Here is an 18,142-nt window from a genome sequence, read left to right as displayed (position 1 = left end):
ATGGAAATGGACCCGCATGTCGCCCAGACGTTAGCGCTGGCGGCACGGTTCCAAACGGCCCTCGATGGGACGCTCAATCAGATGAACACCGGATCTTTCCGGGGCACTGACGAGACCGAGACCGTCGAGGTGACGATCAACGGACACCAATGGCTGACCGGGGTCCGTATCGAGGAGGGCCTGCTGAAGCAGGTGGGCGCGGAGGTCGTCGGGGCGCGGGTCAACGAAGCGCTGATGAACGCACAGTCCGCGGCGACGGCGTACAACGACGCGGCGGGTGAGCAACTGGTCGCGGTCCTGTCCGCTTTGTCCGACACGATGAACAAAGGGCTGATCTAGCTCGGTTCTTAGCCACGTCGGCGACGGCTTGGACGCTGACGCTCAGCGTCCGGCCGGGCCATTGCGGCGTGTTGCGATTCCGTCTGGCGCCGTGCTGCGCGCATCCCGTCCCATCGCGGTTCGAGCGATGCAGCCATCACCATGGCAGGGTTGCCGGCGTCCGTGCGGAGCCGGATTCGGCGGCCGCCCTGATCCCAAATTGCCGCATCTAGCTGGTCTTAACCTCGGTTAGGCTTGTTAACCATGACGTCCGGTACCGCTCATCAGCCGTCGCCGCATCAAAGCCGGCGCCGTGGCTGTGCAGCGTGCGCGCCGGTCGAACGATCCACTGCGGGTACCTACCCGGCAGGTCTCGTCGCTGCGGTATGGCGGCGGTTGGGAGGAGAGTAGGCGATGGGCATTCCGAGGCCGATAGGAGAGTACGCCGGGCAGATGCTCGAGCCGAGCGGGTGGCCGGAGGCCGATGAGGACACCTTCTACGACCGGGCGCAGCAGTACAACCGGGTCTTGCACCAGTTCACCGACGTGATGGATGCCTGCCGCCACCACCAGGTCGAGGTCTTCGACGGCGGTGTATGGACCGGTGGGGCGGCCAATGCCGCCAACGGTGCCCTGGGGGCAAACCTCAGCCAGATGAGCACGCTGCAGGACTACCTGGTAACGGTGATTACCTGGCACCGCCATATTGGCGGGTTGATAGCCCAGGCAAAGGCGGATATCGGCAACAACGTGGACGGGGCGCAACGGGAAATAATCGCGTTGGAGAACGACCGCGACATGGATGCCGACGCGCGCAAGGCCGCTATCGAGTCATTGGTGCGCGCCACGCACAGCGCCAATGCCAGCCTGGTGGCGGAAGCCGCCGAGCGAGTCTCGGCGTCCAGGAACTGGAAGCCGCCGCACAACGCGCTCCAGGATCTGCTCCACCAGGTCACGCCTCCCACCCCCGAGGTGCCGTCGTTGGTCGTACCAACTCCGGGCAAGCCTGCTCCCGCGCCCCCGGCGCCGAAGCCCTTCGAACCGACACCGGTCAACCCGCACAAGCCGGTGACACCGGGTGCACCGGTGACTCCGGTCACCCCGCGGCCGGCCCCGCCGGTCACGCCGGGCAAACCGGTAACCCCCGGCGTACCGGTTACTCCCGTCACCCCCAGGCCGGTTCCCCCGGTTACCCCGGGAACGCCGGTGACCCCGATCCCACCGGTGACACCGGGCAAGCCGGCTAAGCCGGTCACCCCGGTTAACCCGGTCGAGCCGAAGCCGGAGCAGCCGGCCAGCCCAGTCGCTCCGGTCAATCCCGCACCGGCCCCGGCGCCGGCCCCGGGCCCATCCACTCCCGTTTCACCGACTCCCGCGCCGGCACCGGCGCCGAGCCCGCAACCGGCTCCGGTGGGCCCGTCGCCATCACCGAGCCAGCCGTCGATGCCGAGCGATCCGGGAACCCCGTCGACGCCACATACCCCGTCGACCGAGCCCGCTCATGTGAAGCCCGCGGCCGCGACGGAGGCGCCGTCGATGCCGTCCGCGCAACCGACGGCTCCGTCGGGCCCGTCGCATGGCGACGACGGGTCGTCGTCACAGCCGATGGCGCCCGCAGCCGCCGGCGGGATGCCGGCTGCCGCTCGCGGAATGTCCGGCGGAACCGCCGCTCCCGCAGCATCAGCGGGCGCCGGCCCGAGCAGCGGGCAGAGCGCCGCGTCCAGTGCGGGCTCGCGCGCCGCGACCGGGCGGGCACCGTTGGGCCCAGCCGGCAGGGCACCGGCGGCAGCGACTCCTCGCCCGGCATCGGCGCGCATCGCGCCACCGGCCCGGCCGGCGCCGCCGCCGGAGGCACCCGAGAAGGAAAAGCGCGAGTCGGCCGACGACGACCTCACGGTGTTGCCGTCGGTGCCGGTTTCGGCAGCGCGGGCGGCGCGCGATGCCATTGCCGCGGCGTCCGGTGCCCGCCGCGGTAAGTCCGACCCGCTGCGGTTGGCGCGTCGCATCGCAGCCGCATTGAATGCGTCCGACGTCCGTGACGAGGGGGATTACGGGTTCTTCTGGGTCACGGCGGTGACCACCGACGGCGAAATCGTGGTGGCCAACAGCTACGGCCTGGCATACATACCTGACCACGTGCAATTGCCCGCGAACGTGTTCATGGCCAGTGCCGACCACGCCATTCCGGCGGACGAAAAGGCTCAATTCGCCACCTACCCGATACTGGCCGTGCAAGGATGGGCCGCGTTTCACGACCTGAAGCTGCGGGCGGTGATCGGAACCGCGGAGCAGTTGGCCAATTCCGATCCCGGCGTAGCCAAGATCATTTTGGAGCCGGACGATATCCCGGAGAGCGGCAAGATGACCGGCCGTCCGCGGCTGGAGGTGGTGGATCCATCGGCGGCGGCCCAGCTGGCCGAGACCGAGGACCTTCAGTTGCTTGGCCTGTTGCCGCCGGCGCCCGCCGATGCCAACCCGCCGGACGACGAGCGGCACATGCTGTGGTTCGAGCTGATGAAGCCGATGACCAGCAGCGCCACCGGCCGCGAAGTGGCCCACCTGCGGGCGTTTCGGGCCTATTCCGGACACTGCCAGGAAATTGCCCTGCACCAGGCATACGGTGCCGCCGACGCGGAGGCTCAGCGCCCCGCGGTCGAGGACTGGCTGTATTGGCGATATGTCACCGGTTTGCTCGACAGCGCCCTGACCGCGGCATCCTGAAACCTGCTGCGTACCGGGGCCACATCAGGCCCGGACCAGCGGCGACGCTCGAGATCGACGTGAGTGCGCAAAGGTTCCAGTGGAAGCTGGGCAGAAATTGCTGAACTTCCCTGTCAGGGCCACACAGATAGACAAAAGCGCGAGCGACATCAATATCGAGTTCCTGTGATACTCCCGCCATGGTGACGGCCCCGGCAGCACAATCCACTTTCACTTCTATCGGACTGATGGCCAAATACACCTTGGTATTGGGGGCTTCATTACGCAGGGCCAGATTCGAAGACATCCTGAGCTTTGACCCTATGCTCCGCGGCGGATACACCGCGGTCGCGTGCGACACCTGGCAGCCTGATATCAATAACGTCACGCAAAATGCTGCCGCCGCCACGGGGTTCTTCACCACAGGGCGAGGCATAAACTGAGGCTATGACGAGGAACCTCGCAGCCAAGATCATCTGGGGTGTCACCGGTGTGGCCGCCGGCATCGGACTCTGGTTCATCTCGGTGATGACCTTGATGACCTTTGGCCTTTTATTCTACTCGGTAATCGGCGCCGCGTTTCTCGAGCTTACTATTTGGATCGTTTCGGCCCTGGTCACGCACAAGCGACTGCGGCGGCAGCATCCGAAAGCTGTCAAATATAAAATAGCACCCGCTGCTCGCGGGTATGCTGATACCAATCGCATACATTGTCACCTGTGAGATAAGCGAATATCCCCACGCAATACTGCCGGGGTGAATTGACACTCGGTCAATAACTTGAGCTGATGTCTGCTAGCCGCGATCTTTCGCGGGGCTGACGTGCTGGCGTGAGCGGTTTCGGATTTGTAGTTTCAGAGCCGGCTGTGTCGGGTCGCCCGGAATATCGGTGGTGCCCGGGCTCGTTGGCTCCCCGGTTGATGCACATCAGGATCGAGGCAGAACGTCGCGCTGAGGTAGATCTCGGCGAAACCGGTGCCCGCGGTTGGAAATCAGACGGGTGCTGCGACCGAGCCCGCCGACGCGTTGCCGCCCGTTGCGGCGTGGACAGGAGCACTGACCAACGTGGCTGCGCCGGCTGCGGCGCCGTCTTCGTCGTCTTTGTCCTCGTCCTTCTGGGTGTCATCGACGAGCTGCCCCTGCTGCTCCGGCTTGGTGTCGGAGGCGAGCTGGGCGGGAGATGCGCCTTGCGAGCTCTGTGAGGCCGCCTGTTGTGCTGACTGACTGATGGTCTGGGCGATCGGAGATGCTTGCTGCGCCATCTGACCGGCTTGTGGGGCCAGCTGGACGACCTGTGGCACCGTCGCAGCCACCCGCGGCGACAGCGCCTCGGCCTGAGCGCTTACCGCCTGGCCGAGCTGCGACACCACACCCGCGGGCGCTCCCAGCAGTTGCGCCGCCGGGGCACCCAGCAGCTGCGTGGCGGCCGGAGCACCCAGCGATTGGCCAGCCTGTCCGGTCAGGTTTGCCGCGGCACCGGCTACCCCGCTGGCTTCGCGCTGTTGGCCGTCGGAGTCGAACTGGTACTGCGTCAAAGCGTTGCCCAGCGACTGATCGGCTTTGCGGTAGATGTCAGCCGCGGTGGCCATGCTGGTTGCCGTCCGCTTGAGAGCGGCACTGACGCCGGGTAAACCGTCGGAAACCAGTGATTCGATGCCCGGCATCGTCTCGTTGATCGCTGCGGATATCGGATCGGATCCGGTCGCCGCGATTGGCGCCGGAAGCGCCGGGAAAACGAGGTCGGCGAGTTTGCTTCCAGCGGCGATCAGGCGGGCGGGATCGACGGCCAGTGGTTCAGCCATCGCAAAATCCCTTCTGTAGGCTACCCATCGAGCAAATTTTACCCGACATCACATAGGGCCAATCGCGCCAATTTCGGTCACCAGTGCAGCGCAGAAAATGGCACGCTGACAGCTCAGAAGCGGATATTCCGGACCATGTCGAAGACGCTGGTGATCCACAGCAGCAGGGGAACGATGGATGCCACCATGGCGCCGTCGATCAATTCCAGAATCCGCTTCATCACCGGGGAGACGCGACGAACCTGAGCCGTGGCTCCCACGACGATCAGAGCCACCACGGCGGTGGCGAGGTAAACGGTCAGCATCAGCCAGGCGTAGTGCGGGTACCAGAGGCTGAGCCTGACCGCCAAGCCCGTCGGGATCACGACGGCCGCAGCCAACATTGCCCATGCACACCACCGGTCTGCGTACAGCCGCGACCGGAATCCACAGATCACGGTGATCAGGCCCGCGACCACCAGGCTGTGCACGAAGAAGTGTCCGTGCACCACAACCGCGATGGAACCGACGGCAAGGACCAGGGTCCCGGCCGTGACGTAACCGATGAGCAGTTGCTTGGCCAGCTTGCTGCGCTCGGTCAGACGTGCGGCGGACGCCGGCGCGGACGCGATGATGGCCTGCCAGGTCGGAGTCTCCTCGTTGGTGGCGTCTTGGGCGGTGACGGGATCGAGCAATTCCTCGTTGTCCACGGTTTCGCCCGGAACGGGGATGGGCGGTAGCGCAATCCGCGCGACGGCGACGGTCAGTTTGGCCGCATTCGTGACGATGAACAGCCCGAATGCGATCGCGCCCGCAGGGACCCAGTGCTGGTAGCCGTAGCCGAAGGCGACGGCGGCGGCGATGGTCGCGATGGATGTGATCGCGACGAACGACGCCAATTCATGACGCCGCCGAGGACCGCCGCGGGTCATCAGCGTCAGGAATAAGACGGCCGTGGCGGCAGCGGCGAGCTGCGGAGCTCCCAGCGAGTTGACTCCACGCGGCAGCGGAACGGCGATCGCCGCCGCGGCGGTGAGCGGTTGGTAGGCCGTGAGCAGCAGGCTCTCGGCCAGGCCCTTTTTCTGGTAGAAGCGCTTTGCGACAAAGCAGCCCACCAGGACCGCGACGCCGATCAGGCCTACTGCCAGCGGCCAGAACGGGCTGCGGCCGGTTGCCCACCACGCCCGCATGGCGACCGCGGTGATCGGCAGGGTCATTACCGGTATCGCCACGTAAACAAAACGATTCAGGGCCGAGCGGTCGAACTCCGGCGATTCGTCAAGCACCGCGATCGCGTCGATGACGTCTTCGACGAGCGGTCGATACCGCTCGGTCCGGCTCACGGTCACCAGGGTGAGCAATGAGCCGTCGACCACGCCGGCTTCGTCGAGCGATTGATCCAGTCTTAGCGGCGGGAATCCGGGACGGGCGAAGGCCCACACTCCCTGTGCGGAAAAGTCGAAGCCGGCCAAAACGTCAGGCGGGGTGTCTTCCAGCAGATCGGCTAGCACCGCGACGGTGTCGTCGATATAGGTTTCCATGGGCGCCGCCGCGGGCAGCACCAGGTCTGTCATCCGTTTGCCGGTAAGGATGGTCACCCGGGTGGTCGCGGGTTTCGGCGGAGTTGTGCCCGCTGCGGCGGCGGGGGCGGCAACGGCAGGTGCGCTCATCGGCGTCCGGCCCTTTCAAAATCGTCGGATAAGGCTGCTGCCAGCTCGAGGATTCGTCGTTTGTAGACCGGGCCGAGCTGTTCGAGGTGAATTTCGCCACCGGCCGCGATGTGCTTGTCCCACGGTAAGACCACCACCCGGCCGGGCTGGAGCTGCTGTTGGAACTGGCGGACCACGTGTTTTTCCGCGACGTTGGTCTCGCCAACAGAAACGTGGTCGACGACCACGCAGGCGCGGTTCAGAAGGTCCTGATATCCGTTGTGCCGCAACCACTCCAGGGCAATCGCGGTTTGACGCGCGCTGTCGATCGATACGTTCGTCACGATCACTATTGCCGACGATGTTTCCAGTACGCCGCGGGTCACCGGGTCGAAGAGCCCGGCTCCGCAGTCGGCAATGACGAGGTTGTAGAACTTGGATACCTTGTCGACGGCGATCCGCATGTCCTCACCGCTGAGCCCGCGGCGTGCGGTGGTGTATTCCTGAGTGGGCAGGATTTCCAGATTGGCGGCGTTCACGCTGGTGTGCGCGCGGACGTCGTTGTAGTGCGACAACTGCGGGTCGGCCAGGAGATCCGCGATCGATGAGGGCGACGAACGGCCCGCGCGTTCGGCGAGGTTGCCGCAGCCCGGATCCGCATCCAGCACCAAGATCCGGTCACCCCGCACCTGCGCCAGTGTCGTGCCCAGCGTGACTGTCGTGGTGGTCTTGCCGGCACCACCCTTCAGCCCGAGCACCGCGATCTGATACGAGCCGCGAGGTCTTGTGCTGACCCGGTTACGCAGGTCCAGTTCGTATTTCTCGTCGGGTGACAGTCCGAAGTTGATCCGGGTGACCGAGTGCACCCAACGCCGCCACCCTCGCTTGGATACCAGCTTCGCGGGCTTCCCGGCGCGACCACCATCGACCGCAGCAGGCTCGCTGTGCGGCCTTGCCGGGGCCGGAGCAGGTGGGAATTGGCCCTGGGCGGGAGAGTGCGGTGGTTGGGCGCGCACCGGGCCCGGCGGCTGAGCCCGCGTGGGCGCCAGCCCGGACGACGGAGGCAGTGCGGTTGTTGGTGTCGCGGTAGCGGCCTGATCGGCGCGCCGCCTGGCGCGGCGGCCGCCGGTGGGTTCGGGATGGGTTTCGGTAGGAGGCGGGGCGGCCTCGGCCTCCGACGGACGATCGGAGTCGGAGTGGCTTGGCGGTAACCACGCGAACGCGGTCGTCGGTCCGACCCTGGAGGCCGGTTGCGTCTGGTCTGTCGGCAGGCGTTGCGGAACGGCGGCACCGGGTGCCGACGGCGCCTCGTCGTCGTCCGGTTCGGGCCGATAGCGGTGACCCTTGCGGGCGCGTCGCGAATGCCGGGGAGCATCGGATGGCGGTTGCGCGGGGGGCGGAGTAGGTTGCTGATGCTCGCCGGGCCGAACGTTGTGTGGCGACGTTTCGGTCGCTACCGACCGAGTCGGCGCGGTAGGAGGTTGCGGTGGATTCGGAGCAGCCGCAAACGGTTCGGTGGCCGACCGCGATGGTTGCGGTGCTGCTGGCGGCGATGGTGATCGCCAAGTCGCGGCCGGTGGCGGTGGGGCGGGCCTGCGCGGGGCTTCGGGTCGCTGTGGTGCGGGCGTCGGCGGCGCGCCCATCGGCATCGGTGCGACGGGTGGTTTGGGTGACGGTGGTGCCGGTGGCGGTTCGGCCGAGGGTTGCTTGCCGGCCGGCGGTTCAGCTGCGGCGACCGGTTTGCCCGGCGGCGCAGTCTCCGGGGGTTGTGGCGGCGCCGGTGGTTCGGGTGGCGCCGGTGGCGGTTCGGGTGACGCCGGCGGGGGTTCGAATGGTGCCGGCGGGGGTCCGCCGATGGGCATGGGGGGCAGCGGCGGTTTCGGTGGCGGCGGTGGCGTCGCTACCGACGGTGCCGGCGGGGTCGCTGCGGCCGGGGCAAACGGCTGCGACCAGTCGATCGGCGTCGCCGGAGTGTCGCCATTGGGTTTGGCGGGCGGTGGATACGGCGAACTCGCATCGAAGTACGATTCCGTGTTCTCTTCTTCTGGTGGCTCCGAACCTTCAGCGGGCCGAAAGAGTTTGTCATAGTCGGCCGGCATGAGAACCTCTCAGAAGTTCGCCAATAATAGGACAAAGCACGAGAAGGGGCGAGATCCCCAAAAGGGTTGAACTCGCCCGATCTCGTGCTTCGGTATTGTACGCGAATAGGGTGTTACCTATGCGAACATCCCCGTTACGTTGCCCTCGGTCGAGGCCATGGCCTGACCGGCTTCGCTGATCGTGCGCGAGAGGTTCTGCAGCGCGTTGTTCAGCTCCTGCGCGGTGGCGTCCCACTTCTGCTGGACACCCTGGTAGGCCTCCGAACCGCTACCGCCCCAGGCCGCAGCCAGTTTGGTCAAAGACTGCTTGCCTTCGTCGAGAAGGGAATGAATGCTGGTGACATTCCCCTGAATTGCGCTGGCCGCGGCCTCGATGCCCGCGAAATTCCACTGCTGCTCTGTCATGTCCTATTGCTCCGTTTCTTTGTGGTAATTGGGGGTCAGAAGCCCATTTGTGAGGACAGCGCCTGCTGCTGCTCCTCGTCGGCCTTCGAGTATTGGACGCCGGCCTGACGAATGTTCGTCGAAATTTCCTCGAGCTCAGCCTTTTGTTTGTTGGCCGCCTCTTGGAAGCGCACCACCGCGGCCTGGGCCGCCGTGCCCGCCGCACCACGCCATTGGGCCTGCAGCGAAGCAGCGGTTGACTCGACCTGGTCGATCTGCGTCTTCAGGTCACCGGAGATCCGCTCGAAGTTACCTGCCTCCTGCGCGAGGGTAGCGGCATCGGTCTTCATCTCTGCCATGCTGGACTACTTTCTCTCTTTCTTTTCCTCGCCAAAATGTTGGCAAGTCTTCCGGCCCGGGTGGCCGGGAAGTCTGTTGTCTGCGGCGACGGTCACCAGTCGTCCTCGTCGTCCCAGTCGTCTTCGTCTGCGTCGTTGCGCTCCTGGGTGAGCGTGGCCGGTGCGGCCATTCCCGGTCGGGAAGAACCGCCGGTTTGTGCTCCCTGCCCCATCGCGCCCGCGCCGACCGGGGCCGCTCCGCTGGTCGCTGAGGACCCCGCAGCGGCGGCCGGTTGCACGGCCGGGCCGACAGGCTTATCGAGTAGCTCGCTCATGAGCGGGGTGCGGGCCAACGTCCCGCCGGCGCCGGGCAGCGCTTCCCCGCGTAGCAAACCTGCACCCATACTGGCGCCGGATCCGCCGGCCAGCGGATGGTTGGACAGCGGACTGGTGCCGACCAAGCCCATCTGCAAAGCCTCGTCGTCGGCCGGATTGCTGCCGGCCATGCCGCCGGTCTGGCTGAACATCGACGTCAACTGTTGCATCGGCTGGGTCAGCTGCTGCATGGGCCCGCTCGCCTCGGCGAGCTGGCCCGCCGTCGCCTGAAGCTGGCTGGCCGGTACGCCGGTGACCTGTGACGCCATATCGAAGACCGGGCTCGCCACCATGCTCTGGCCGCTCATGCCCGGGTCGAGGATCGCGGTCATCGGCTCGAGCTTTTCGAAGAGCGTGTTAGCCAGGGTCTCGGCCTGGTAGACGTCCATCGCCAGGGCGGCCTGAGTCCACATGCGGATGAAGTAGTCCATCTCATTGAAGGCGATAGGCACGGTGTTGATGCCGAAGAAATTGGTCGCCATCAGAATCGCGGTGGTGATGTGGTTGGCCGCGATCTCGGCCAGCGACGGCGTGGTCGCCATCGCCTGCGTGTATGCGGCCGCCTGCGCCGTGGCCTGTAGGCCCCGCGTTTTGGCCTGCGTTGAGGCGGTCTGCAGCCAGGTCACCATCGGCAGGGCAGCCGCGATCGCCTTGTCGCTGCCTCCGCCCGTCCACGCTTCACCCAGCGAGTTCAAGCGAGCAGTCAATTCGACGGCCTGAGCATCCAAGGCGGCCGCGAACGCTGCCCAGCCCGTGGCTGCGGCCAGCATCGGAGCCGGGCCCGCGCCGGCCATCAGCCGCGCGGTGTTCAACTCCGGCGGCATTGCGTGCCACCACATGGCGATCACTCCTTTTGGTTGCGCTGTCTCTGTCGGTTGGTTGACCTGTTAGGCGATGACGCCGGCGGCGCCGTCGTCCACTTGCGAATAAGTCCGGGCGATGTCCTGGACCGCGTCTCCGGCCCGTTGCAGTTCGGCCTGGGCCGAGCTGTTGGAAGCCAGCATCTGCGCGCCCGCGGAGGCGAACGCCGCGGCCGCCTGGGCCGAGACCTCGTCGGCGCCCGCGGGCACCAGCCCGGTCACCGACATCACCGCCGTCGCACCCGCTGCCACACCACCGAGCGCGTTATCGCTCACTTGCCCGCCAATGTCGGCAGCGGCGGCGGCGTGTGACATTTCTTCCATTTGCCGACTTCTTCTCCTGGTATTTACCGTCTAGCCGTTAAACCGTTTAGTTATAGCCGGAAACAAACCCCGACGAAGAGCACCGCGCTGGGCTCCGATTACCGCGGTCTCGGGACCTCCTCGCCGCGATTGAAATAATCTTAACCGGGGGTTGGGGGTGCTGCGAACACTTCTTCTGGAGGCTCGATGTAGGGGGCCTGGATGACCTCTTTGCCTTCCGGTGAGACCAGAAATGCCTGGCCAGGGGGCCTCCGCTTGACCTTGAACTCGCTCGACGGGAATTCCTGCTTCTCGCCCGAAAGGAACATTGTGGGGGCGCCCGACCCGAATGCCGCGCCCACGAACTTGTCCATGGTCGCCTTGTATGCCTGGCTCATCTGGCAGGTCACAATGATGTGCAGCCCGATATCTGTCGCAGCCGGCAATAACGGTGCCAGTGGTGCCATTGGGGGCATGCCGCCGGCGGCACCGACAATCATGTGCCAATCATCGACCAGGAGTACGACATCGAATCCGCTCCACCACGAACGCGAGCGCAATTGTGCCGTCGTCAGGTCGGTGGGCGGCAGCCGCTTCTTCAAGTTGACTGCCAGGGCCTTGACCGCCTCGTCCAGACTTGCGCTGTTGCGGTTGATCGCACCGGCGGAAAGCAGGTGGCTGTCGGGCACCGCGTCAAGCAGGCCCGAGCGGTAGTCCGCGAGCATGAACCGCACCTGATCGGGACTGTTGCGGGCACAGATCGCTCGGGCGATGGCGTGGGCAATGGTGGTCTTGCCGGACTTGGCCGCACCGAAGATCAACAGGTGCGGGTTCGAGTGCATGTGCGCGTGGGCCACCGACAGATCCGTCTCGCGCAATCCGATCGGGATCTCCCAGCGAGTGCGGTAATCGGACTCCGGCCCGGGCGGGTTCGGGTCGAGCTCGTACAGGTGAATCCGCTCGGGCAGGACCCGGACCGGCGGCGCCTGGTCGGTGTGCTGGGCCGCGATCTGCGCGACCCCCGCGGTCATCGCCTCCACCAGGTTGTCGGTGCTGTGCACGCCGTCCAACCTGGGCGCCCCGATCATCAAGTGGTGCTTTTCCATCGACACCGCCCGGCCCGGACGATTCGCCGGGATCTCCCGGGCAATCCGGTCGATCTGGGTTTCGTTAACGTCGCCGAGCCGGAACTCGATCTTGGTGCCCAGGTAGTCACGGACCCGTGACTTCAGCTCCGTCCACCGCGGCGTCGAGATGATCACGTGCACACCGAACGACAACCCCTGCGCGGCCAAGTCCTGGACCTGCAATTCCAGGTCGGGAAACTCGCTGACGAACGCCGGCCACCCGTCGATGATGAGAAATACGTCACCATAGGGGTCGGCCGCGACGGGCTGGTTCGGATCGTCACGCAACTGTCGGTACATGGCGATAGAACCCACCCGGTGTTCCTTGAAGGTGGCTTCTCGTTGCCGCAGCACGGATTGCATCTCGGCGACCACCCGGTTGACCTTGTCGGGCTCGGAGCGGCTGGCCACCCCGCCGACGTGCGGCAGGTTTTCCAGGTAGATCAGACCGCCGCCGCCGAGGTCGATGCAATAGAACTGGACATTGCGCGGTGAGTGGGTGGCAGCCGCCGACATCACCAGCGTCTGCAGCAGGGTGGACTTCCCGGTCTGCGGCGCGCCGCCGATACCTATGTTCCCGCCGGCGCCGGATACGTCGACTCCCCAGACGTCCTGGAGGTGGCGGCGCGGTTCGTCCATGATGCCCAGGGCGAAGCGCAGCGGTTGGCGCCGGTCGCGGGCGACCAGCTCGTCGAGCGGTGTGGGATCGGTCAGCGGTGGCAGCCACATCTTGTACGCCCGCGACTCGGCTGTGCTGAGTTGGTCCAGGATGACCTCGCGCAACGTGCGTGTCTCGGTACTGGTCATGACGTCAAGGCCTCCTCAAGCACCGGGGCTGCGGTGAACGGTCGGATTCGCAACGCCTGCTTGGGAATCTGCGGACCGGCCTTGCTGCCGTCGCCATTGGCGTCGACCCCCGCCGGCGGAACATACGGCCCACTGATATAAAACGTGCTGAACTTGACGGGGTCTTCCATGCCCACCCGTAGAAACCCGACACCGCTCTCTTTGTTGGTGATGTAGACCGCTTCCGGAGTCCCGATCACCGCCTTGGACTCATGGGAGCTGGTGGTGCGCAATGCGATTCGGTAGGTCAGGTTGGGTTCCAGTTTGTCGATGCGAACACCGCCGGTCTGCAGCGACTGAGTGGCCAGCAACAAATGCACCCGCAGTGACCGGCCCACCCGGCAAATCCGGTCGAACAGGCCGATGAAGTCGGGATGACTTTGCAGCAGCTCGGCGAACTCGTCAACGACGACGAAAAGCGTTGGCAGCGGCGGAAGGTCGGCGCCACGTTCCCGGTATTTCTCGTACTCGGCCACTCCGGAGAGGGCGCCGGACGCGCCGACCTTTATCCCGGCCTGACGCAGAATCGACTGGCGGCGGTCCAGTTCGCCGGTCAACACCTCGCCCATCCGGCTGACGAGCTCGGCTTCCTCGGCCATGTTGGTGATGACGGCGGCGGTGTGCGGAAGCTTTTCCATTCCCAGGAAGGTCGAGCCGCCTTTGAAGTCGGTGAGCAGCAGGTTGACCTGATCCGGGTGGGTCATGGCCACCAACGACAGGATCAGCGTGCGCAGAAATTCGGATTTCCCGGACCCTGTGGTGCCGATCAGCATCCCGTGCGGCCCGCCGCCGAACTCCGCACCCTCCTTGATATCCAGGTACATGACGTTGCCGGTCTTGAGTTCGTGGCCGAAGGGAATCTTGAGTCGATCACGGTCGGTGTCGGTGTACATCCGCCAGCGGGAGGGGGTGATTTCCTCGACGGTCTTGGCGCCCACCAGCTGATGCCATTCGGTTGCGACCTTCTTCTGGACGCGCGACGTCTTGTCCAGGATGGTGCCCGTGATCGACCAGCCGGCCAGCTTGCGGGCAAGGCGGGCCGCCTCTTGCGGTGACATGCTGTCGGCGACCGAGGTCACCAGGCGAAACTGCTGGCCCGGCAGACGGTCGTCAGCGGTCCCGTCGTCGGCGACCCGGATGCGGTAAGCCGAGCCGCGGTGGTTGCCCAGGGTGAGCACCGTCACACCGGCCCGGCCGTCGGGCGGGAATCCGGCCTTACCGCCGGTGAGGTCCACGACGACGACATAGGGGCCGGTGGGAAGCGTGTCGGGGGCGTGCGGCCCGCGCGCGGCCAGGTCGGCCAGACCGTCCGGGCGGGTGTAGATCATCCGGACCGGTCCGGCAGCGTCGGTATCGGTCTGATGTTGAACGTGCGGCAACCATTTGAGCCAGGACCAATCCGGGTCCTCGGGATCTTCGGTGAGGACCCGGATCTGCAACAGGTCCGGCGGATGGAACACCGCCAGATGGCAGATCATGGCCGTCAGCAACCGGTCAGCGCCCGGCCGCGCGCCGCCGATCGCGATGGTGGGAAAGGTGCGCAACTGCAGCAATTTCGGGCAGTCGTGGATCAGCCCATGGGTGCGCAGGAACTTGACCACCCACATGTGGCTGACCGGCTCGAGATACGGTTGCGGTGCCGCGGAGGTTGCGGCCAATTCGCCACCGACGGCTGGTTTCAGCAATCGATCCACGGCCGGCTGGTCGCCGATCCCGATCCGGGTGGCCGCGTAGAAGTCGCTGTTGGCCGGCCGGGACCACTGCCGCTGGGTGCCGATGAGCGACAGCAGATCGTCGGGATGCGGGGCGTGGTAACCGAAGAACGCCACCTGTGAGGTGGCCGAGGACGTCACCCGTCCGCGGAGCCCGGCCAGGTAACGCAAGTATTCCTTGCGGTCGGCGTTGATTTCCGGCACCTTCTTGCCACCGCCGCCGGAACCCCCGGCCAGCGAGCCGACCATCATCACGATCATCATCAGCGGCATCATCAGCATGTAGGGCGATAGCTGCCTACCGCCGGCGAACATGATCGCGATCATGCCGAGCATGGCGCCACCCATCACGTAGGGCAAAACTTTCTGAACGCCCGAGGGCGGAATGTCGATACCGAGATCGTCGGGTGGCGTGAGGCTGATCTCGCCCGGGGTCAGCCGCGGGCCGCGAGTGATGGTCGGGGTGAATTTCTTCGTCGTCATCAGGGGACTCCGGGTGTTCCGGCGGGCACTTTTCGTGGACTGGGATCGGCGGGAAGCGTTTCGTGCTCTAACAGGGCGGCGTCTTTGGACAGCACCGGCCCGTCAACGAGCAGCCGAACCGCCTCCCAGGGAGCGGTTTTCGGGGAACCCAGGCCCAGCGCCTTGGCGGCATCGGCGTTGGGGACGCCGTAGCGGACCCCCTCCGGGTCGATGTAATACATCGATTCGCCGTAGCGGGGATCTGGGGACTGCAACTGGACGAACTTGCCACCGTCGATGTACACCGTTGCGGTGCCCTGGATCTGCTTGATACCGCTGTTCATCGCCGACGGCGGGATCGGCAGATGCCGTCCGGACAGGACCGTCGTCTTCGGCGACTGATCACCGGCTCGGCGTTCCCACATCCAGCACAGGGTGGGTTCGTCCGGCCGGGACATGATCTTGAGCTGCTCGGCGGGCAGCGGTGAGTCGTAAACGCGTTCGGGAATGCGCACGACCAGGCTCGGCACCACCGCCGGAGGCGCCACCAGTCCATGCGACTGGGTCGCGCGCAGCGCCGCCGCCGTCGTCGCGTTCACGGCGGCGATGCCGTCGGGCAGCACTACGTAGTATTGCGGCCCTTTGTCGGTGTGGATCTGAAATACCGAGCCGATTACCAGATCATCCGGCAGCCCAAGGGTATTCGGCGTTCCCGCGCCGGGTATTGGCGGCAGCTGCCAGGCGCCCATCGCGGGCAGTGCATTGAACATGCCCTCCGACATCGGGACCGGCTGGGCGGTGACGGGGATCCCCATGGCTGAAGTGAGAGCGCGGTCGCTGAGGTCGATCGAGTGGCGCCCCTTGGCGGTGACGATCCAGGTTTGACCCTGGTAGGTCGCCAGCGTTGCCTCGTTGGCCTCGATTGGGTTTATCGACGAATCGATCAGTAACGGCATCACCAGGACCGACGTCTGAACCGCGGCGGAGGCGGCGCCGGGCCGGACGACGGTGTCGCACAGGGTCCACGTCGAGGTGGTGTCCCCGGAAACCGGTGTCGCGTAAGGGGCGCCGGGGATTCCGATGGTCTGACCCAACGGCATCCTGCTCAGTTCCGAGGATTTGACGGTGGCGGGGTTGGCCGGGTTGCCCAGCACCAGCCGCGCCGAGGTCAGGTTGTAGACGGGGTGCAACTGTCCCGACACGATCACATACAGCTGGTTGGTCGCCCGGTCGGTCAGAAGGCTGCTGGCGCCGAGCTTTCCCTGGGGTTTGAAGAAGGCCAGCAGCCCGGCCCCGAGCAGGATCAAGACCGCGATGACGATGCCGAGCCCGACCGAACGGCTGTAGAACTGCAGCGGATCGTCGAACATGCGGGTGTCACGCCGCACGATGGCGTGCTCAAGGCGGCGAAGCAGGAAGCGCCAGCCGCTGACCTGAACCTTGGTGGTGAGGCGAAGCCCCATGGTTCACTCTCTCATGTTGAGGTGCGCATGCACAGAGGCGATCGCCTCGGCCATGTCTGACCCGTTGATCTCTTGCAGCCGGTCCACATCCAGAGATTCGATGTCGATGCCCTGCGCCAGGCGCATGTCCCGGTATTGCTCGGCAGCTTCGACCAATTGCCGTGCGTAGCGGCCGTTCCCGGCGATGTCGAGGGCCGGGCGGCCGCGCAACGTCCGCTCGTGCAGCGTCTTGGCGGCTCGCAGGAACTCGTCGGCGGCTTCGGCGCTCAGCATCGAATCATTGGCATTGGCAATAACTTTCGCGATTTCCAGGAGCTCTTCGGGGCTGTAGGTGTCGAACTCGATGCGGGTGGCGAAGCGGGACCGCAAGCCTTCGTTTGTTTCCAGCAGCCGGTCGATGTCCGAACTGTAACCGGCGATGATTACCACCAGCCGGTCACGGTCGTTTTCCATGCGGGCCAGCAGAGTGTCCATCGCCTCCTGCCCGAACGGGTCGGTACGTCCATCCCGTTCCTGAACCAGCGCGTAGGCCTCGTCGATGAACAGCACGCCGCCCAGGGCCTGATCGATCGTCTTGGCGGTCTTGACCGCGGACTGCCCCTCGTATTCGGCGACGAAGTCCTTGCGTGAGGTCTCGACTAGCTTGGGTTCGGCGATGACACCCAAACCGGCGAGAATGTTGGCGACCACGCGGGCGATCGTGGTCTTGCCGGTACCGGGCGGTCCGGTGAAGATCATGTGCTTGCTGGGCTGGGCGACTTTCATTCCCTTGGCAGCCCGAACCCGGGCCATCATGGTCGCCGCGCGGTATCGCTCGATCTGAGCCTTGACGCGGGTGAGTCCGATCTGGCGGTCCAGCTCGGCCTGGGCTTCGGCCAGCAGCCGCTCGCGACCGGTGTTGTCGGTCACCACGCTGCTCGGATCCCACGGATCGGAGCGGGAGGCGATCTGCTCGGCCGTGGTCGTCTTCAAACGATACGATGAATCCTTCAGCGCCGCTGACACTTTCGGATCCGGATGGGTGGTCTGCAACCATTCCAGCAGTGCCACCGCGGCGTCTTCGTTGCCCTGGGAGCGACGCGCCATGGCCAGATACCAGGCGATGGCGCGTGCGCACGCTTCACCGGCCGGCGAGTCGTTGGCTTCGGTGAGGCGGCGTTCGGCTTCGGTGAACAAGCCCAGGTTCGCCGCCGCCACACCGTGCGCCACACCGGCAGCACCGGCCAAAAACTTGTCCGGCCATTTCGCGCCGCTTTTGACCTCGTCAATCACATCGGTCCAGCGCTCGGCGGCGCCGTAGATCACGGCTTTGAGCCACGACACCAGATGCTCGGACCCGGCGACCGCGCTGGCCTCGATGGCTTCCATGGCGTCGGCGTAATTGCCTTGGGCCGCTTCGGATGCGGCGAAACCCATGGTGATGGCCAGGGGCGATGCGACGGGGTAGGTGATATCTCCGTACAGGCCGCCGATGGGGACTCTGGCGCCCAGGGTGCTCATCGAGATCTGCGCCGAACCCGCCAATCGGCCGAAGTTCCGGCGCGAATACCAGGCTCGGAACAGTGTCACCCGGTCCAGGTCACCGCATCTGATCCGGCCGACCCACGCATCGCACGCCGACTCGTCGTCATTGGTGATTTCGGTGAACAGGTCCAGCGACCGTGCCTCAGACAACGGCAGCATGCCGACGGCACTTTCGAACAGACCGGCCAGGCGATCAGTCAT

At 65.7% G+C, this 18,142-nt stretch carries 15 protein-coding genes; 4 read left to right on the top strand and 11 right to left on the bottom strand.

Features of this window, described 5'->3' with window-relative positions:
- The 4 genes from B4U45_RS13890 (at position 1) to B4U45_RS13875 (ending at position 3,741) form a co-directional block, all read left to right on the top strand.
- The gene (locus B4U45_RS13890) at positions 1–339 is read left to right on the top strand and encodes a YbaB/EbfC family nucleoid-associated protein (RefSeq protein ID WP_036395221.1); all 339 of its coding nucleotides are present in this window, start codon (positions 1–3) and stop codon (positions 337–339) included.
- A gap of 393 nt (positions 340–732) precedes the next feature.
- Positions 733–3,039, top strand: coding sequence for a secretion protein EspK (locus tag B4U45_RS13885; RefSeq protein ID WP_219859416.1), 2,307 nt, complete (start codon positions 733–735; stop codon positions 3,037–3,039).
- A gap of 179 nt (positions 3,040–3,218) precedes the next feature.
- Complete coding sequence (locus B4U45_RS13880) at positions 3,219–3,461, top strand: hypothetical protein (RefSeq protein WP_099223991.1); 243 nt, start codon at positions 3,219–3,221, stop codon at positions 3,459–3,461.
- 4 nt (positions 3,462–3,465) lie between these two features.
- Positions 3,466–3,741 carry a hypothetical protein gene (locus tag B4U45_RS13875; protein ID WP_075549683.1) on the top strand — a complete coding sequence of 92 codons (276 nt, stop codon included), beginning with the start codon at positions 3,466–3,468 and terminating at the stop codon, positions 3,739–3,741.
- 269 nt (positions 3,742–4,010) lie between these two features.
- Here the strand turns inward: B4U45_RS13875 and B4U45_RS13870 are convergent, their stop codons facing one another.
- The 11 genes from B4U45_RS13870 to eccA form a co-directional block, all read right to left on the bottom strand.
- The gene (locus B4U45_RS13870) at positions 4,011–4,820 is read right to left on the bottom strand and encodes a hypothetical protein (RefSeq protein ID WP_075549682.1); all 810 of its coding nucleotides are present in this window, start codon (positions 4,818–4,820) and stop codon (positions 4,011–4,013) included.
- Between the two features lie 113 nt (positions 4,821–4,933).
- The gene (gene eccD, locus B4U45_RS13865) at positions 4,934–6,469 is read right to left on the bottom strand and encodes a type VII secretion integral membrane protein EccD (protein WP_099223997.1); all 1,536 of its coding nucleotides are present in this window, start codon (positions 6,467–6,469) and stop codon (positions 4,934–4,936) included.
- Complete coding sequence (locus B4U45_RS13860) at positions 6,466–8,547, bottom strand: MinD/ParA family ATP-binding protein (RefSeq protein WP_219859415.1); 2,082 nt, start codon at positions 8,545–8,547, stop codon at positions 6,466–6,468. The genes eccD and B4U45_RS13860 overlap by 4 nt, the downstream gene beginning before the upstream one ends.
- Before the next feature lie 117 nt (positions 8,548–8,664).
- Positions 8,665–8,952: a type VII secretion system ESX-1 WXG100 family target ESAT-6 gene (gene esxA / locus B4U45_RS13855; RefSeq protein ID WP_023368930.1), complete on the bottom strand. Its 288-nt coding sequence runs from the start codon at positions 8,950–8,952 to the stop codon at positions 8,665–8,667.
- 35 nt (positions 8,953–8,987) lie between these two features.
- Complete coding sequence (gene esxB / locus B4U45_RS13850; protein WP_023368929.1) at positions 8,988–9,290, bottom strand: type VII secretion system ESX-1 WXG100 family target CFP-10; 303 nt, start codon at positions 9,288–9,290, stop codon at positions 8,988–8,990.
- Positions 9,291–9,382: 92 nt separating this feature from the next.
- Entirely contained in the window at positions 9,383–10,483 is a 1,101-nt protein-coding gene (locus tag B4U45_RS13845) for a PPE family protein (protein ID WP_075549827.1), read from the bottom strand.
- A gap of 48 nt (positions 10,484–10,531) precedes the next feature.
- Complete coding sequence (locus B4U45_RS13840; protein ID WP_075549733.1) at positions 10,532–10,828, bottom strand: PE domain-containing protein; 297 nt, start codon at positions 10,826–10,828, stop codon at positions 10,532–10,534.
- Positions 10,829–10,968: 140 nt separating this feature from the next.
- Entirely contained in the window at positions 10,969–12,741 is a 1,773-nt protein-coding gene (eccCb, locus tag B4U45_RS13835) for a type VII secretion protein EccCb (protein ID WP_083153567.1), read from the bottom strand.
- Positions 12,738–14,975 carry a type VII secretion protein EccCa gene (gene eccCa / locus B4U45_RS13830; protein ID WP_075549735.1) on the bottom strand — a complete coding sequence of 746 codons (2,238 nt, stop codon included), beginning with the start codon at positions 14,973–14,975 and terminating at the stop codon, positions 12,738–12,740. Before eccCa ends, eccCb begins: the two co-directional genes overlap by 4 nt.
- Positions 14,975–16,417, bottom strand: coding sequence for a type VII secretion protein EccB (eccB, locus tag B4U45_RS13825; RefSeq protein ID WP_075549736.1), 1,443 nt, complete (start codon positions 16,415–16,417; stop codon positions 14,975–14,977). Before eccB ends, eccCa begins: the two co-directional genes overlap by 1 nt.
- A 3-nt stretch (positions 16,418–16,420) precedes the next feature.
- The gene (gene eccA / locus B4U45_RS13820) at positions 16,421–18,142 is read right to left on the bottom strand and encodes a type VII secretion AAA-ATPase EccA (RefSeq protein ID WP_075549737.1); all 1,722 of its coding nucleotides are present in this window, start codon (positions 18,140–18,142) and stop codon (positions 16,421–16,423) included.

Source organism: Mycobacterium persicum, assembly GCF_002086915.1.
GTDB classification, from domain to species: Bacteria; Actinomycetota; Actinomycetes; order Mycobacteriales; family Mycobacteriaceae; genus Mycobacterium; species Mycobacterium persicum.
Note: the sequence above shows the minus strand (reverse complement) of the source record. Positions and strands in the feature narration are given on the sequence as shown.

Coding starts and splice junctions, on each gene's coding strand:
- B4U45_RS13890 (WP_036395221.1), top strand. CDS start 1: ATGGAAATGGACCCGCATGTCGCCCAGACGTTAGCGCTGGCGGCACGG.
- eccB (WP_075549736.1), bottom strand. CDS start 16,417: ATGGGGCTTCGCCTCACCACCAAGGTTCAGGTCAGCGGCTGGCGCTTC.
- eccCb (WP_083153567.1), bottom strand. CDS start 12,741: ATGACCAGTACCGAGACACGCACGTTGCGCGAGGTCATCCTGGACCAA.
- B4U45_RS13880 (WP_099223991.1), top strand. CDS start 3,219: ATGGTGACGGCCCCGGCAGCACAATCCACTTTCACTTCTATCGGACTG.
- esxA (WP_023368930.1), bottom strand. CDS start 8,952: ATGACAGAGCAGCAGTGGAATTTCGCGGGCATCGAGGCCGCGGCCAGC.
- B4U45_RS13885 (WP_219859416.1), top strand. CDS start 733: ATGGGCATTCCGAGGCCGATAGGAGAGTACGCCGGGCAGATGCTCGAG.
- B4U45_RS13860 (WP_219859415.1), bottom strand. CDS start 8,547: ATGCCGGCCGACTATGACAAACTCTTTCGGCCCGCTGAAGGTTCGGAG.
- B4U45_RS13875 (WP_075549683.1), top strand. CDS start 3,466: ATGACGAGGAACCTCGCAGCCAAGATCATCTGGGGTGTCACCGGTGTG.
- B4U45_RS13840 (WP_075549733.1), bottom strand. CDS start 10,828: ATGGAAGAAATGTCACACGCCGCCGCCGCTGCCGACATTGGCGGGCAA.
- B4U45_RS13870 (WP_075549682.1), bottom strand. CDS start 4,820: ATGGCTGAACCACTGGCCGTCGATCCCGCCCGCCTGATCGCCGCTGGA.
- esxB (WP_023368929.1), bottom strand. CDS start 9,290: ATGGCAGAGATGAAGACCGATGCCGCTACCCTCGCGCAGGAGGCAGGT.
- B4U45_RS13845 (WP_075549827.1), bottom strand. CDS start 10,483: ATGTGGTGGCACGCAATGCCGCCGGAGTTGAACACCGCGCGGCTGATG.
- eccCa (WP_075549735.1), bottom strand. CDS start 14,975: ATGACGACGAAGAAATTCACCCCGACCATCACTCGCGGCCCGCGGCTG.
- eccD (WP_099223997.1), bottom strand. CDS start 6,469: ATGAGCGCACCTGCCGTTGCCGCCCCCGCCGCCGCAGCGGGCACAACT.
- eccA (WP_075549737.1), bottom strand. CDS start 18,142: ATGACTGATCGCCTGGCCGGTCTGTTCGAAAGTGCCGTCGGCATGCTG.